This is a genomic window from Rhodococcus sp. IEGM 1305 (assembly GCF_030058635.1).
Taxonomy (GTDB): Bacteria; Actinomycetota; Actinomycetes; order Mycobacteriales; family Mycobacteriaceae; genus Rhodococcus_F; species Rhodococcus_F opacus_D.
The window spans coordinates 40,012-54,200 of the sequence record NZ_JASHKX010000043.1; the positions used below are offsets into that span (position 1 = coordinate 40,012).

A 14,189-nucleotide genomic window follows, 5' to 3' on the forward strand; every position below is an offset into this window, starting at 1 on the left:
AAACCCGACGCTCCCACAGTGAAGGAACCACCGCAGTGTCCACTCCGCTAGCCAAGGGTCAGAACGGCCCGCTGAGCGTCGACGACGTCATCGTCTCCCTCGAACTGACGGCCGCCGCCGACCTGTCCGCGCTGCTCGTCACGGACTCGGGGAAGGTCCGTTCGGACGCCGACTTCGTCTTCTTCAACCAGCCGACCGGTCCCGGGGTGCAACTCGTGCCAGGAGCCACCGGGCAGGCGGCCTCGCTGAAGGTGTCGCTCGGCGCGGTGCCTGCCGACATCGCGCAGGTGCGCGCGGTCATCACGCTCGACGACGCCACCAGTAGCTTCGGCCGCTCCGCGCCGCCGACCGCCCGGGTCGCCGACGGCGCCGGAAACTCGCTGTACGAGTACAAGATCGAGGGGCTGAACTCCGAGTCGATCGTCATCGCGCTCGAGCTGTACCGACGCCAGGGCGCCTGGAAGGTGCGGGCCGTCGGGCAGGGCTATGCCGGCGGGTTCGCCGCACTGGTCACCGATCACGGCGTGTCCGTCGACGACGCCCCCGCACCCGCCGTCGCTCCCGTCCAGCAGCCGCCGGCGCCCGCACCGGCACCGCAGGCCGCCTACCCGCCGCCCGCCGCACCGGTTGCGCCCCCGGCTCCCGCTGCACCCCCCGCACCCGCCGCCCCGTCCGCTCCGGCCGAGGTCAGTCTCACCAAGGCACGACCGGTCAGTCTCTCCAAGGGACAGAAGGTCACGCTCCGCAAGGACGGTGGTGTCGCACTGACGTACATCCAGATGGGACTCGGCTGGGATCCGATCGAGAAGCGCGGCATGTTCGGGAACCGTTCCGCCAACGTCGACCTCGACGCGTCGGCGGTCCTGTTCGCGGACAACAACATGGTCGACGTCGCCTACTACGGTCAGCTGACGTCGAAGGACGGGTCGATCCGGCATCAGGGCGACAACCTCACCGGTGAGGGCGCCGGCGACGACGAGGTGATCCTCGTGGATCTCACTCGCATTCCGCCGCACATCTCGACCATCGTGTTCATCGTGACGTCGTACCGCGGGCACACGTTCGAGCAGGTGAAGAACGCCTTCTGCCGCCTCGTGGACACCACGTCGTCGGCCGAACTCGCCCGGTTCACGCTGCAGGGCGGGATGCCGTTCACCGGAATGGTGATGGCCAAGGTGTACCGAGTGGGCGGCGAGTGGAAGCTGCAGGCCATCGGTGAGGGCATTCAGGCCAAACACGCCGGTGAGGCCGCGCCTCAACTCGCCCGCTTCCTCGGCGTCTAGGGGCGGCGGTGACGGTCCACCTCGTTCCGGGGCAGAACGCCCCGCTGCCGTCGCGCGTACTGAGTTTCCGCGCAGTCGATGCGACGCCGATCGACGTCTCCGTGTTGATCGTGGACGGCGATCTGCGCACGCTGTCCTCGGACCATTTCGTGTTCTACAACCAGCGCCGCGCCGCCGGGGTGGAACTCGACGCGGACGGAACGGTCCGGCTGCAGCTGGACGAGGTGGACGCCGCTGCGGCGGGCGTGCTCTGCGTGGTCAGTGTCGATCCGGCGTCCCCGAACGGTCGGGCGACGCTGGCCCGCGAGGGGCTGTCGGCCACGCTCGCCGACGAAAATGGTCTTCCCCTGGTCGTTTTCGACGTCCCGCTGGTCGGTTCCGAGGCGGCCGCGATCTGCCTCGAGATCTACCGCCGCGGCACCGAGTGGAAGGTGCGGGCCGTCGGGCAGGGATACGACGGCGGCCTCGCCGAACTCGTCTCCCGGCACGGCGTCGAGGTGGACGAACCCACGCACCCTGTCGCCGAGGAGGTTCCGGCGACACCCGGTCCTGCGGGCATCCCGCTCGACCCGGCCCACTCGTTCGAGAGGGCGTGGATGATCTTCGAGGATGCCGCCCGGTCCGCGGCCTCCTTCCGATCCTCCCGCGACTACGCGCAGGCGCGGCTGGACGACGAACTGTCCGAGTCGGTGGCCGACCCGTCCACGCGCAACAGTCCCGCGGTCGTGCAATCGCAGGCCAGGGCGCAGGAGCGGTGCGATGCCCTCGTCGCCGAGGCGCAGCGCAAATTCGACGGCGAGACTTCGCAACTGGCCGACGAACTCCGCGCCATCGACCCGCTGCTGCCGCGGTCGCTGGCCACCTTCGAATCCGCCGCCTGGACGAGCCCGGTCACCGCCACCGCGGTAACGGACGGGCTGAGGCTCGGCGAGTTGTCCGCACCCGATCTCGGTGAGCTGCGGGTGCCGTTCTGCGTCCATTACCCATTGGGGCGTCCGCTCTGGATCGTCGGCGATGCTGCCGAGGCCGCACCGGTGGTCGCGGCGCTGGCGGCGCGCATGCTGGTCGCGTCACCTGCGCCGGCGCAGCGGTTGGAGGTGGTCGACCTCAGCGGCTCGCTGCGCACGTTCACCGAACCCCTCGGCGCACGTCTGGCTTCGCCGGTCGTGTCCTCGGCGTCCGACATCACCGCCCGCCTCACCGCGCTGTCCGAGAGCGTCGACCTCGCCGAAATGGCGGCCCGCAGCGGAATCCGCGACACGCTGCCGGAGCCGCGGCTGGTGATCCTGGGCGACTTCCCGCACGGGTACGGCGCTGAGGACGCCGCCCGCATCGTGCACCTCGCCGATCACGGTCCCGCGGTCGGGACGTCGCTGATCATCGTCGGCGACAGTGCCTCGGCGGATTCGGATCCGGGTGTCGCGGTACTCGCACGCATCGCGCAGCAGGTTCCGACGTCGGGGGTCCTCACCGTCTCCGACCCGTGGACCGGCAACGACTGGATTCTGACACCCGACCGGCTCCCGGATCACCCCCTCCACCGGGCCTCGGTGCTGGATTCACTGACCGGGCAGTAGATCCCTCGCCGCGAGCTCGCGTCACTCGTCGGGCAGTTCGACCCCGAGTTCGAGGGCCTTCGCGGCGACGGCGTCCGGGAAGACGTTGCGGAACAGGAACAGGTCCTGCCCGATCACCCAGCCGGGGGCGAGTTCCGTGGCGTACCGCTCGAAGTAGCCGAGTTGCTTCCCGAACAGAACGAGTTCCTCGGGGCTGGCGACGCCCCATTTCTTGCCGATGCCGATCAGCGCCATGATGAGTTCGCTGAGCCGCAGCTCCCCGAGGTCCCGGCCCAGCAGGGGTGCGAGGGCGGCGGCCACCTGGAGTCCGATCTCGTCGTCGGTGGCGTCGTTGTCGGTCGCGTAGCCGAGGCCCCGGATTCCGCGGGCCATCCGGGAGAAGTCGCCGTCGATCAAGGTCGCGTAGAACATGTCGCGCAGGATCTGCCGCCACGACTCGGGGAGCTCACCGACGATGCCGAAGTCGAGCATCGCGATGCGTCCGTCGTCGAGGACCCACAGGTTCCCGGCGTGCACGTCGCCGTGGAACGGGCCGTGGAGGATGACGGACTCGATCCACACCTTGACGCCGCGGCGGATCAGCATCCGGGTGTCCATGTGGACGAGGTCGGGGAACCGGTCGAGCGGCAGGCCGTACATGCGTTCCATGCAGATGACGTGCGGGCCGCAGTAGTCCCAGTACACCTCGGGGGTGGTGACGCCCTTGTTGTCGCCGAACGCCCCGATGTTGGTCCTGAACCGGGCCTGCCGGTCGGCCTCGACCGCACTGTTGAGTTCGGTCATCGTGGCCGCGTGGAGGTCGCGGATGATGGCGGTGGCGTTGGCGATGCGGAAGAACTCGAACAGCTTCTCGAGGATCCGCGCACCCCAGTACGCGGTGCGCAGGTCCACCACCATGCGGCGGAAGATGCCGGGGCGTTGCACCTTGATGACGGCTTCCCTGCCGTCGGGGAGTACGCAGCCGTGTACCTGCGCAACGGAGGCGGCCGCGAGGGGGACGTCGTCGAACGACGTGAACAACGCGTCGACGGGATGCCCCAGGTCGGCTTCGATGACCCGGCGGGCCTCCTCGGCGGGCACCGGCGGCACGTCGTCGAGACATCGCAGACAGGCGTTGGCCAGCGGGGCGGGGAACACGCCGGAGGACGACGCCATCAGCTGACCGACCTTGACGAACGTCGGGCCCAGCACCTCGAAACCGTTGACCAGGCCCTCCGACGCCGCGTCCGCAAGGGTGCGGCCGCGACGTCGGACAGGCCAGGTGACCAGCGCGAACAGGGTGTAGGCGACGACGACCACGCCGATGACGAGCGCCCGCCACAACTCCGCGGCGCGGAAATGGTCGAGGCTCGCGGAGTGCACGGTCAGGGCTGCAGGTGGCGGCCCCGAAGCGTACGGGCCGACCGGACGTGCCGTTGGCTCTTGCACAGTTCCTACCTTGCGTTCAGTCCTGCCTGCCGTTCAGAAGGGGACCATACCCCGACCGTTTCGGCGAACCCCTTTCAGTATGCGGTACCCGCCATCACATCATTTCGTTAGCAGAACTCAGAGTCCCAGCGCGCCTGCGAGTTCCCGCAGGGCAGGCACCGGATCGTCGCCTGCGGGGAGTACCTGGATGGCCACGTGATCGGCGCCCGCATCCAGATGTTCCCGGAGGCGACCGGCGACGTACTGCGTGTCGCCGTGGGCGGCGAGCGCGTCGATGAGGTCGTCGCTGCCGCCGTTCTCGATCTGCTCGTCGGTGTACCCGAGCCGTTTCAGGTTGTTGACGTAGTTGCGCAGGTGCAGGTACGGATTCTCGACGGCCGAACGTCCGATGGGGCGAGCGCGTTCCGGATCGGTGTCCAGCACGACCTTCTGCTCCGGCGCGATCACCGGGCCCGGGCCGAGCAGCTCCCGCGCTTCACGGGTGTGCTGCGGCGTGGTCAGGTACGGATGGGCGCCGGCGGCGCGGGCTGCGGACAGTTCGAGAACCTTCGGACCGAGCGCGGCCAGGACGCGTCGTCCCGCCGGGACGCCGGCAGCATCGAGGGCGTCGAGATACTCCACGAGCGCGGCGTACGGCTTGCTGTAGTTCAGGCCGGGCTGTTCGGGATGGCCGACGCCGATGCCGAGGAGGAAGCGCCCCGGATGACGGGCTTCGAGCCGGTGGAACGAGGTCGCGACCTCGTCGGCGGGGGCGGTCCAGATGTTCACGATTCCGGTCGCGACCGTGATGGTGGATGTCGCGTCGAGCAGGCGTTCGGCGACGTCGAGGTCGGCAGGCGGGGAGCCGCCGATCCAGATCGCGCCGTAGCCTGCCGATTCGATCGCTGCACCCACGTCGGGGGCCAATCCGCCGGCGTGACGCCAGACGCCGAACTGTCCGAGCTGCGGGGTTTCTGCTGTGGTCTCCGTCATGTGGCGTGCAACCTTCCCTCGTGGACATTCATTCCGGTGTTTCGGATTGCGGCTCTCAGGCCTGGTGCAGCCAGGAGCGGAACAGGAGCGCGCCCGCGGCGGCGAGCACGAGCGCGACGGGAACGGCCCACACCGGGCCACCCTCGCCGAGCAGACGCCGAGTGAGTCCGGCCAGCAGTGACGCGATGGCCTTCAGGATCCACATGGCGACCGGCACGAGCAGCACACCGAGCACGAGATGCACCAGCCACGCGCCGGCGAGCGTCGGACCACCCCAGCTGTACTCGTAGGAACCGTCGGTGATCAGCCCGTAGAACAGGCCCCGGAACGCGGCGATCACGCTGAGGAACGCGAAAAACCAGGCCACCATCCCGATCAGCAGCGACAGCAGCGAGTGCGCGAACACGCGCAGCCACGACGGCGAACGCCGGTCGATCCGCTCCGACGCGCTCGGGTCGGCGGCAGCGAGTTGCCACCGCCCGGCCCAGCCATGTCGTCCGGTCGCCGCCGCGCCGAGCGAGACGAGGCCTGCGGGAAACGCCCTCAGCGCGAACAGGGCACGGCGAGCGGACTCGGTGGTGAACGGGTTCACCGTCGTCGAGTCGGCCTGGTCGGTTGACATGGCTCGACGTTATCGACCGACTCCGCCGCCGCACATCATCCTGCAGAACGATATTCGCTACCGCAGGGGTAGCGGATCAGCTGCCGGGCGCCCGATACTCGGCGTCCCGGCGCACCGCGTCGTCCACCTGCTCCGGCGTCAGCAGCACCACCGATTCGGACCTCGCCGCACCGGAAGCGGTGGTGCGGATCCCGAGCGCGGCGGCCGCGATGTCGTCCGGCACGTCGCCGATCACGAACAGATCCCGGCCACCCAGTGCGAAGTAGCAGGATTCGACTGTGCCCCCGACGCTTTCGACCATCTGTGTGATCGCGTCGCGTCGTGCGGTGCCGCCTTCGGCGAGTAATCCCTTCGCGCCTTCCGGTGAGTACGTGACCTGCCAGAGATATCTCGGCATCAGTGCCTCCTCGATTGTGGGTCCTCTCATGGTTCTCCCGGGACGGGCCACATGCAATAGGTTCCGGCGCTAGGGTCGTGAGATGGCTGAGGCCCGCGTAGGTATCTCCGGCTGGACGTATCCCGGTTGGCGCGGTGACTTCTACCCGGACGGTCTGGCCCATCGCAAGGAGTTGGCCTACGCCGCGGGGCGATTGACGTCGATCGAGATCAACGGGTCCTTCTATTCGTTGCAGCGACCGACGAGTTACGCGAAGTGGCGTGACGAGACACCGGAGGGTTTCGTGTTCGCCGTCAAGGGCGGTCGCTACATCACCCACATGAAGAGGCTGGTCGGCGCCGAGGCGGCGCTGGCGAACTTCTTCGCATCCGGGGTGCTCGCGTTGGGTCCCAAGCTCGGACCGCTGCTGTGGCAACTGCCCCCGACGCTCGCGTTCGATTCGACGAGTCTCGCAGCGTTCTTCGACCAGCTGCCGAGGACGACCACCGATGCCGCGGCGCTCGCGTCTCGACACGACGACAAGCTCACCGACGACAGGGCGTGGACGGAGACGGACGCCGATCGCCCCGTCCGCCACGCGCTCGAGGTCCGGCACCCCAGTTTCGACACGGAGGAGGCGAGGGAGTTGCTCTGCGCGCACGACGTCGCGTTCGTAGTCGCCGACACGGCAGGCCGGTACCCGTACGTGGAGGCAGTGACGAGCGATTTCGTCTACGCCCGGTTGCACGGCGACAAGGAGTTGTATGCCAGCGGATACACGGACGAGGCGCTGGACGAGTGGGCCCGCAAGTTCGAGCGGTGGCTCGGGCAGGGACTCGACTGCTTCGCCTACTTCGACAACGACATGAAGGGGTACGCGCCGTTCGACGCGCTGCGGCTGATCGAACGGCTGCGCTGAGTGTCGGTGCCCCATGGCGCCGTGCGCCGACTGTCGGTGTCCCACGGCACCGTGCGCCGACTGTCGGTGCCCCATGGCACAGTGAGCGCTGATCGACGGAGACGAGAAGAGGATCTACCGGATGTGGCCCACTCATTGGCCTGCTGTCGCGCGTGACATCACCGAGGCCTTGGACGCCGCCATCGTCGCGGGGCGCGCGTCGGACGCGTCGGCGCTGACCGAGGCGACGGAGGAACTGGCGGCCCTGCCTGCGGAGCAGGTCGGTGCGGTGCTGGCGGGGGTGGTCCGGGAACTCCTCGAGACGTTGCACCCGGACGGTCTGACGGGGGAGGACGTGCAGGACGTCCTGACCCGCTGCGCGCGGGCGGCGGCACTCTGGTTTCCGGCCGTCGACGTCGACTCGCTGGTCACCGTGCTGACCGGTGCACTCGGCGTGGCCGATGTCGAGGAGAACCCGCGCAGACCGGAGCGTGCGGTGGAGGCCGCGATCCTGGTGATCGCCGATCTGCTGAGTGCGGCGGAGGTGCCCGCCGACGGTTACGTCCGCCGGGCGCTCGATGAGATCGCGCGCGCCGAAACCGTCGAGATGCCCTGATTCGTTCAGAGGTCGGTGCGGATGTGATCGGCCAACCGGGCTATTCGGTCCTCGTTGCGGCGGTAGTGGGTCCACTGGCCGATCCGATGGCTGGTGACCAGTCCGGCGCTCTGTAGGGCGGCCATGTACTGCGAGGCCGTCGATTGGGAGACCTCGGCCCGCGCCTGAATGTGCTTCAGGCACACGCCCACCTCTTCCGCGGGTTCGAGTTGCGGGGGAAAGCTGTCGGGGTCCTTCAGCCACTGCAGGATGCGTACGCGGGTCGGGTTCGACAGCGCCTTGAAGGCGAGGGCCAGGTCGGTCGCGTCCGGAAGTTCACTCACAGACCCATCGTACCGCCATATCGCGATTTTCCGATATGTGTGCTTCACTCGGTATATCGTAATTTCGCGATATGACGATAGGAGTCGAATGATGGCGAAGCGCAGAGTGGCAGTGGTCGTCGGTGCGCGCGGGGTGATCGGCGGAAATCTGATCGACCACCTCGAGGCAACCGGGGAGTGGGAGATCATCGGACTGTCGCGACGCGGCGGATCCGACACCGGCCGGGTGCGGCACATCGCGGTCGATCTGCTCGACGAGCACGACGCCGCCGAGAAGCTGGGTGAACTGCGCGACGTGACCCACATCTTCTACGCCGCCTACCAGGACCGTCCGTCGTGGGGGGAGCTCGTCGCGCCCAACGTCGCGATGCTGGTCAACGCGGTGAACGCGCTCGAACCCGTGGCTGCCGGGCTCGAGCACATCAGCTTGATGCAGGGCTACAAGGTCTACGGCGCGCACCTCGGACCGTTCAAGACGCCGGCGCGCGAGAGCGACCCGCCGCACATGCCGCCCGAGTTCAACGTGGATCAGCAGCAGTTCCTCGAAGGCCGTCAGCGCGGCAAGAGTTGGACGTGGTCCGCGATCCGCCCGTCGGTGGTGTGCGGATTCGCTCTCGGCAATCCGATGAATCTCGCGCTGGTGATTGCCGTCTACGCCACGATGTCGAAGGAACTCGGCGTGCCGCTGCGGTTTCCGGGTAAGCCCGGCGCGTACACGAGTCTGATCGAGATGACCGACGCCGGACTGCTGGCGGAGGCGACCGTCTGGGCCGCGACCACCCCCGAGTGCGCGAATCAGGCGTTCAACATCAACAACGGCGATCTGTTCCGCTGGGACGAGATGCTGCCGAAGATCGCGGATTTCTTCGACCTGGACGTCGCACCGCCGCTGCCGATGTCGATGGACGTCGTCATGGCCGACAAGGAGCCGGTGTGGAACGACCTCGTCGCGAAGCACGGGCTGGCGCCGACGCCGTACTCGGACGTCTCGTCGTGGGCGTTCGGCGATTTCGTCTTCGGCTGGGACTACGACGTCATCGCCGACGGTTCCAAGGCGCGCCGGCTGGGTTTCCACCGTCACGTCGAGACCGAGCAGATGTTCCTCGACATCTTCCGCGACCTTCGGGCCCGGAAGGTCATTCCCTGAAAGACAAGGGGACTACCGGCGAAGCCCGGATTCGACGTTGGCGGCGATCCGCCGGAGCAGCCCGGCCAGGACGGCGCATTCGTCCTCGTCGAGCCCGGCGAGAAATTGCCGATCGCGTTCGACGCGCTGCGGGAACTCGGTGTCGACGAGTTGCCGCCCGGACTCGGTCAGGTGGAGCAACACGACGCGCCCGTCGCGTTCGAAGGGTAGCCGTTCCACGAGTCCCAGCCGGGCAAGGCGGTCGACGTGTTTGGTGGTGGATGCGCCGCTGAGCATCGTCACGGCGGTGACCTCGCTGGCCCGCAGTGGTCGATCGCTGCGGGCGAGTACACACAGGACGTCGAACTCGGCGCGCGAGACCCCGCTCGCGTCCAGGGCACGGTCGAGTTGCTGCAGGGCCTGGGATCCGATCCGGGTGATGCGGCCCATCACTTCGATCGGTGACGTGTCCACTTCGGGATGGGTCTCGGCCCATTCGCGTCGAACGCGATCGGTGAAGTCCTCATCCGGACGTGGGGCAGTGCTCATGAAAACCATCGTAGCGACCAACTTCACACTAATTCAGAACTATTTTACTAGTGAAGTATACGGTACGCTGAGGCCATGCAGGCTTCCCCTCGATACGCACCCGACCTCAGCCGGCTCCATCACTCCCGTGGGGCTTTGGCCTATTCGATGGCGCCGTCGACGTGGCGCCGTGCGTTCGAGGTCCGGAACGCCGATGCCACCATCGCTCCCGCGCTGCGGGTGGGTGCGGCGACGGCTCTGGTGCTGGTAGTCGGTGGTTTTCTCGGGCACGGCAACCTCGCGGGCTTCGCGGCACTCGGTGCGCTGACCGCCGCGTTCGGTCGATACGAGCCGTACCCGCGGCTCGCCCGCAAGGCGGGACTCGTCGGTGTCGCGCTCATCGCCTTCGTCGCCGGGGGAGCGCTCCTCGGTGCGGCGGGACTGTCACTCTGGCTGCAGATAGCGGTCATGTCCGTCGCGTCGGGCGTCGCCGCGTGCCTGCTGGCGGCGTTCCGCATCGCCGGTCCCGGGCCGGTCATCCTGGTCTTCGCGGCCACCGCGGCGGTCGGGCACGCGACCCGGCTCTCCGATCTCGGACCGGCCGTCGTGGCCGTGGCGATCGGTGTCGTCGTGGGCTGGCTGGCCGCCATGACGCCCTGCCTGTTCGTTCCCCTCGGTCCCGCCCGGCTGGCGGTGGCGCGGGCACTCGCCGCGGCCGCGGAACTGCAGCATGCACACGACGCCTCCGCGATCGCGTCCGCACGCAAGGCCATCGACAACGCGCGTGACGTGATCGCCCACAGCGGGCGGGGCCGGGACGGGCACTCGCACCAGTTGTTCGCGCTTCTCGCCGAAGCGGACACGGTCGTCGATCGGTGGGCGCACGAGCGTGACCACGACACTCTGCGTGCGCTCGTCGATCACGAGTCCGAACTGCGTAAGGTGAAGCGACGCAGTGATCTTTCGGCCTTCGGTGCGGAGACCCCGGTGCTGCCGCAGCCGGGTGGCTTCTTCGCGGACGGCCTCCGTGCGCTGCGGTCGCGAGAGGGGATCGTCAACGCGGCCCGTATCGCCGCTGCCGCCGCGCTGGCCGGATGGATCTGTGTGGCAATGGGATTGGAGCATCCGCTGTGGGCGTCGATGGGCGCGATGGCCGCGATGCAGGGTTTCAACTTCAGCCAGACCGTGCAGCGGGGAATTCAACGCCTCGTCGGTAACGTGGCGGGCGCCGTCCTCGCCGCCGGGCTGATCGCCGCCGCGATGGGGTACTGGCAGACCGTCGTGGTCATCGTGGTGCTGCAAACCGTGACCGAACTGGTGGTCATCAAGAACTACGCGTTCGCGTCCGTCGCCATCACCCCCATGGCTCTGCTGCTCACCGGTCTCGGGTCGGCGGTCGCACCGGACATCGCGGTGAGCCGCATCGTCGACACGCTCGTCGGTGTGGTGGTCGGGGTGATCGTCTCCGCTGTCGCGATCAGCCGGACCGACCACCATCACGTGGGCTGAGGCCGCTCAGATCCCCGTCGCGGAGACGTAACCGGCGAATCCGATCGCGCACGCGCCTGCGCAGAGGATCAGGGTTCCGCATGCCACCGGCCACGCGATCGTGCGCCGCGCGATGCGTGCGATCGTGACCATTCCGCCGATCACGGTCACGAGTGCGGCGACCGCGAGCGCCACGCACACCGCGATCCACGCGTTCTCGGCGCTGCACGTCTCGGGCGGGCAGTAGTCCAGGAACAGCAGCCAGAACAGTCCCGCGACCGCGGAGATGCTGGCGACGGCGACCGCGACGACGAGTGCGGCCGCCGACACCGCCACGTCCCAGCCGTTCAGCCGCGGCTGATCGTCACCCGTATACGGGTGATTCCATGGCTGTGGCAGAGGCCCCCCAGGCTGCATTCCCGTCACAGTACATCGGACTCCGGGAGGATCGGTGGCGGCAGCGCAGCCCCGTCCGGGCGCAACCCGGCGAGGAACACCGTGATCAGCCGCGGAACGAGATTGGCCGTCGCGTCCTCGAACATCAGCACGTGGGGCCGGGTGAGCATGGCGATCCCCATGATGATCTCGAGCGGCACGACGTCCTCGCGCACCAGCCCGACGTCCTGGAGCCGGTGAATGAAGTCGGTGACCGTCGCCTTCGTGAGCTCCCTCGACTCGCGGACGTCGGGTGGTAGCTCGTCGAGACTGTTGACCAGCGCGGGAACCAGCGCTCCCATCCGCAGTTCGACCACTGCGTCGACGAACCGCCGCCACGCTCCCTCGGGGTCGTCGCCGCAGTCGTCCAGTCCCCGGACGGCGAGTTCCCGGACTTCGGCGAGCGTCGTCCGGGCGACGGCGTGGGCGAGCTCGTCCCGGCTCGGAAAGTTCCGGTAGAGGGTGGCGATCCCGACGCCGGCTCGCGCGGCGATGGCGTCGAGCGGCGCGTCGTGCCCACGGTCGGCGAACACCACGCGGGCGGCCTTGATCAGGGTGTTGCGTCGTTCCAGCGCGTCTGCCCGCACGATTGCACCTCTTCCGTTGACAACCCAGCATAACCGGAGGAATATTCTCCACAAGGAACGGAGGAATTTCCTCCACTTAGGGAAGGGGAGTCCGATGACCGCCTCGGATATCGGGACAGTCGCGCCGCGCACGGCGCCCACCGAGCGGTCGGCGCACGGCCCGTCCGATCCCGTGAAACTGACCGCTGTCGTGCTGGGACTCACCGCGGTGATCGCGCTCATGCTGCTGGCGTTCGCGTTGCCGGCCGTCAACAGCGGCCCGCACGACCTCCGGCTGGGCGTCGCCGGACCCGACGCGGCCGTCACCCGGGTCGACAACGCGCTCGCCGCGGGACACCCGGGCGCGTTCGTCACCGAGCGCTTTCCCGACGCCGACGCGGTCCGGACGGCGATCGAACACCGGGAGGTGGTCGGCGGCATCGTCGCGACACCGGACGGCATGAAGGTCCTGTCCGCCGGCGCAGGCGGGGCGCCCGTCGCGCAGACGATGAATGGCCTCGCGGCGGGCATGAGCAAGACTGCGGGACAACCCGTTCCGGTCGAGGACGTCGTTCCGCTGACGGCCGACGACCCCGCCGGCGTCGGTCTCGGCGCCTTGGCGCTTCCCCTGGTCTTCGGTGGCATGATCCCCGCGCTCGCGCTCGTGCGGCTGTTTCCTCGCAGTGTCGGGCGACGGGTCGCCGGGGCGGTGCTGTTCGCCGTGAGCGCCGGGGCGGTGCTGACGGCAATTCTGCAGTTCGGCCTCGGAAGCGTCGACGGCAACTACTGGACGACCACCGGTGCTGTCGTGCTCGGCATCGCCGCCATCTCGCTGACCGTTCTCGGGCTCGAATCGGTGCTGGGCACAGCGGGATTCGCGCTCGGAGCGGTGACCATGATCTTCCTTGCCAACCCGCTGTCCGGACTGGCGACGTCCGCGGCGTGGCTGCCGTCGGGGTGGGGCGCACTCGGTCAGTTGCTGCCACCAGGAGCGGCGGGAACCGTGGTGCGATCGACGGCGTTCTTCGACGGACACGGAGCCGGTGCGGCGGTACTCGTGCTGACCTGCTGGGTTCTGTTCGGGCTCGGCCTGTGCCTGGCATCCGGACTGTGTGAGCGGCGCGCCGGGGAAGAACCGGCCGTCGCCTGACGCTGTGGTTTGATGGCGGCATGGGGGAACGACGGATCGTCCGCCGACTGGTCGGCATCGGAGCGGGCCTCGGCGCGCTCGCCGTCCTCGTCGTCGCGGCCTCGACGGTGTGGATATCGCGGGAGGCCTCCGGCCACGTCTACGACGTCGACGACGCACCCGAGGCACCGGTGGTCATCGTCCTCGGCGCGCAGGTGCGCGACGGCAAACCCCGGGAGTACCTGGCCGGACGCCTCGACGTCGCCGTCCGTCTCGTGCAGGACGGCCGCGCGCGGGCGGTCCTCGTCTCGGGCGACGGAGCAGGCAGATCCGGCGACGAGATCGCGGCGATGACGGACTACCTGGTCGAGAAGGGCATCGACCCCAGCAAGATCGTCGGCGATCGATACGGGCTCGACACCTACGACACGTGCGCTCGCGCCGTCCAGACGTACGGTGTGACCAAGGCGCTGATCGTCACGCAGGGTTTCCACGTTCCCCGGGCGGTCGCGCTGTGCCGCGGTGCCGGGATCGACGTCGCCGGTGTCAACGCCGGATGCGAATGCCGCCCGATCACGATGGCCAGGAACACCGTGCGCGAATCGCTGGCCCGGCCGAAGGCCGTCCTCGACCTGCTGTCCGGGCGCGATCCTGTGGTGGTCTCCGAACCGGAGGACTCACTCGGGAAGGCGCTCGCCGCCGAGGACTGACCTCGAAGCGCCGCGGTGGGGAGGGCGCGTCGGTAGGCTTCTCCCGTCGACGATCGGGAGGCGGACGATGGTTGGTGCACGACCGGATCCCGGTCCGCGTGAAATCCGGAAA

At 68.6% G+C, this 14,189-nt stretch carries 16 protein-coding genes; 8 read left to right on the forward strand and 8 right to left on the reverse strand.

Annotation, left to right across the window (positions count from 1 at the left end; translation table 11 throughout):
* Positions 1 to 35: 35 nt before the first annotated feature.
* Both QM693_RS32745 and QM693_RS32750 read left to right on the forward strand, forming a co-directional pair.
* Positions 36 to 1,283 (forward strand): TerD family protein, encoded by a 1,248-nt coding sequence (locus tag QM693_RS32745; RefSeq protein WP_280780517.1) that lies wholly within the window; start codon positions 36 to 38, stop codon positions 1,281 to 1,283.
* Positions 1,284 to 1,291: 8 nt separating this feature from the next.
* Entirely contained in the window at positions 1,292 to 2,860 is a 1,569-nt protein-coding gene (locus tag QM693_RS32750) for a TerD family protein (RefSeq protein WP_283354412.1), read from the forward strand.
* A 21-nt stretch (positions 2,861 to 2,881) separates the two neighbouring features.
* Here QM693_RS32750 and QM693_RS32755 read toward each other — a convergent pair whose 3' ends face one another.
* From QM693_RS32755 to QM693_RS32770, 4 genes are all read right to left on the reverse strand, one after another.
* Positions 2,882 to 4,288, reverse strand: a complete 1,407-nt coding sequence (locus QM693_RS32755; RefSeq protein ID WP_283354413.1) for an ABC1 kinase family protein — start codon at positions 4,286 to 4,288, stop codon at positions 2,882 to 2,884.
* A 117-nt stretch (positions 4,289 to 4,405) separates the two neighbouring features.
* Positions 4,406 to 5,260: an LLM class F420-dependent oxidoreductase gene (locus QM693_RS32760; protein WP_280780514.1), complete on the reverse strand. Its 855-nt coding sequence runs from the start codon at positions 5,258 to 5,260 to the stop codon at positions 4,406 to 4,408.
* Between the two features lie 55 nt (positions 5,261 to 5,315).
* The gene (locus tag QM693_RS32765) at positions 5,316 to 5,882 is read right to left on the reverse strand and encodes a hypothetical protein (RefSeq protein ID WP_283354414.1); all 567 of its coding nucleotides are present in this window, start codon (positions 5,880 to 5,882) and stop codon (positions 5,316 to 5,318) included.
* A 76-nt stretch (positions 5,883 to 5,958) separates the two neighbouring features.
* A complete protein-coding gene (locus QM693_RS32770) occupies positions 5,959 to 6,279 on the reverse strand; it encodes a GYD domain-containing protein (RefSeq protein WP_283354415.1) in 321 nt (106 codons plus the stop codon).
* Positions 6,280 to 6,361: 82 nt separating this feature from the next.
* Between QM693_RS32770 and QM693_RS32775 the strand changes: the two genes are divergently transcribed.
* Together QM693_RS32775 and QM693_RS32780 are read left to right on the forward strand one after the other, a co-directional pair.
* Positions 6,362 to 7,177 (forward strand): DUF72 domain-containing protein, encoded by an 816-nt coding sequence (locus QM693_RS32775; RefSeq protein WP_280780512.1) that lies wholly within the window; start codon positions 6,362 to 6,364, stop codon positions 7,175 to 7,177.
* 121 nt (positions 7,178 to 7,298) lie between these two features.
* Positions 7,299 to 7,772 (forward strand): hypothetical protein, encoded by a 474-nt coding sequence (locus QM693_RS32780; protein ID WP_283354416.1) that lies wholly within the window; start codon positions 7,299 to 7,301, stop codon positions 7,770 to 7,772.
* 5 nt (positions 7,773 to 7,777) lie between these two features.
* On the opposite strand, the gene QM693_RS32785 is transcribed toward QM693_RS32780, so the two are convergent.
* Positions 7,778 to 8,095 carry an ArsR/SmtB family transcription factor gene (locus tag QM693_RS32785; protein ID WP_283354417.1) on the reverse strand — a complete coding sequence of 106 codons (318 nt, stop codon included), beginning with the start codon at positions 8,093 to 8,095 and terminating at the stop codon, positions 7,778 to 7,780.
* Between the two features lie 88 nt (positions 8,096 to 8,183).
* On the opposite strand from QM693_RS32785, the gene QM693_RS32790 reads away from it, so the two are divergent.
* Entirely contained in the window at positions 8,184 to 9,242 is a 1,059-nt protein-coding gene (locus QM693_RS32790) for an SDR family oxidoreductase (RefSeq protein ID WP_283354418.1), read from the forward strand.
* Positions 9,243 to 9,254: 12 nt separating this feature from the next.
* Here the strand turns inward: QM693_RS32790 and QM693_RS32795 are convergent, their stop codons facing one another.
* Positions 9,255 to 9,779, reverse strand: coding sequence for a MarR family winged helix-turn-helix transcriptional regulator (locus tag QM693_RS32795; RefSeq protein ID WP_280780508.1), 525 nt, complete (start codon positions 9,777 to 9,779; stop codon positions 9,255 to 9,257).
* A 66-nt stretch (positions 9,780 to 9,845) separates the two neighbouring features.
* Between QM693_RS32795 and QM693_RS32800 the strand changes: the two genes are divergently transcribed.
* On the forward strand, positions 9,846 to 11,258 hold the full coding sequence (locus tag QM693_RS32800; protein ID WP_280780507.1) for an FUSC family protein: 1,413 nt from the start codon (positions 9,846 to 9,848) through the stop codon (positions 11,256 to 11,258).
* A gap of 6 nt (positions 11,259 to 11,264) precedes the next feature.
* Here the strand turns inward: QM693_RS32800 and QM693_RS32805 are convergent, their stop codons facing one another.
* Together QM693_RS32805 and QM693_RS32810 are read right to left on the reverse strand one after the other, a co-directional pair.
* Positions 11,265 to 11,654 (reverse strand): hypothetical protein, encoded by a 390-nt coding sequence (locus QM693_RS32805; RefSeq protein ID WP_280780506.1) that lies wholly within the window; start codon positions 11,652 to 11,654, stop codon positions 11,265 to 11,267.
* Between the two features lie 5 nt (positions 11,655 to 11,659).
* Positions 11,660 to 12,259, reverse strand: coding sequence for a TetR/AcrR family transcriptional regulator (locus QM693_RS32810; protein WP_009475118.1), 600 nt, complete (start codon positions 12,257 to 12,259; stop codon positions 11,660 to 11,662).
* A gap of 94 nt (positions 12,260 to 12,353) precedes the next feature.
* On the opposite strand from QM693_RS32810, the gene QM693_RS32815 reads away from it, so the two are divergent.
* The gene (locus tag QM693_RS32815; protein WP_283354419.1) at positions 12,354 to 13,388 is read left to right on the forward strand and encodes an ABC transporter permease; all 1,035 of its coding nucleotides are present in this window, start codon (positions 12,354 to 12,356) and stop codon (positions 13,386 to 13,388) included.
* 20 nt (positions 13,389 to 13,408) lie between these two features.
* Entirely contained in the window at positions 13,409 to 14,077 is a 669-nt protein-coding gene (locus QM693_RS32820; RefSeq protein ID WP_009475116.1) for a SanA/YdcF family protein, read from the forward strand.
* The last annotated feature ends 112 nt before the right edge of the window (positions 14,078 to 14,189 follow it).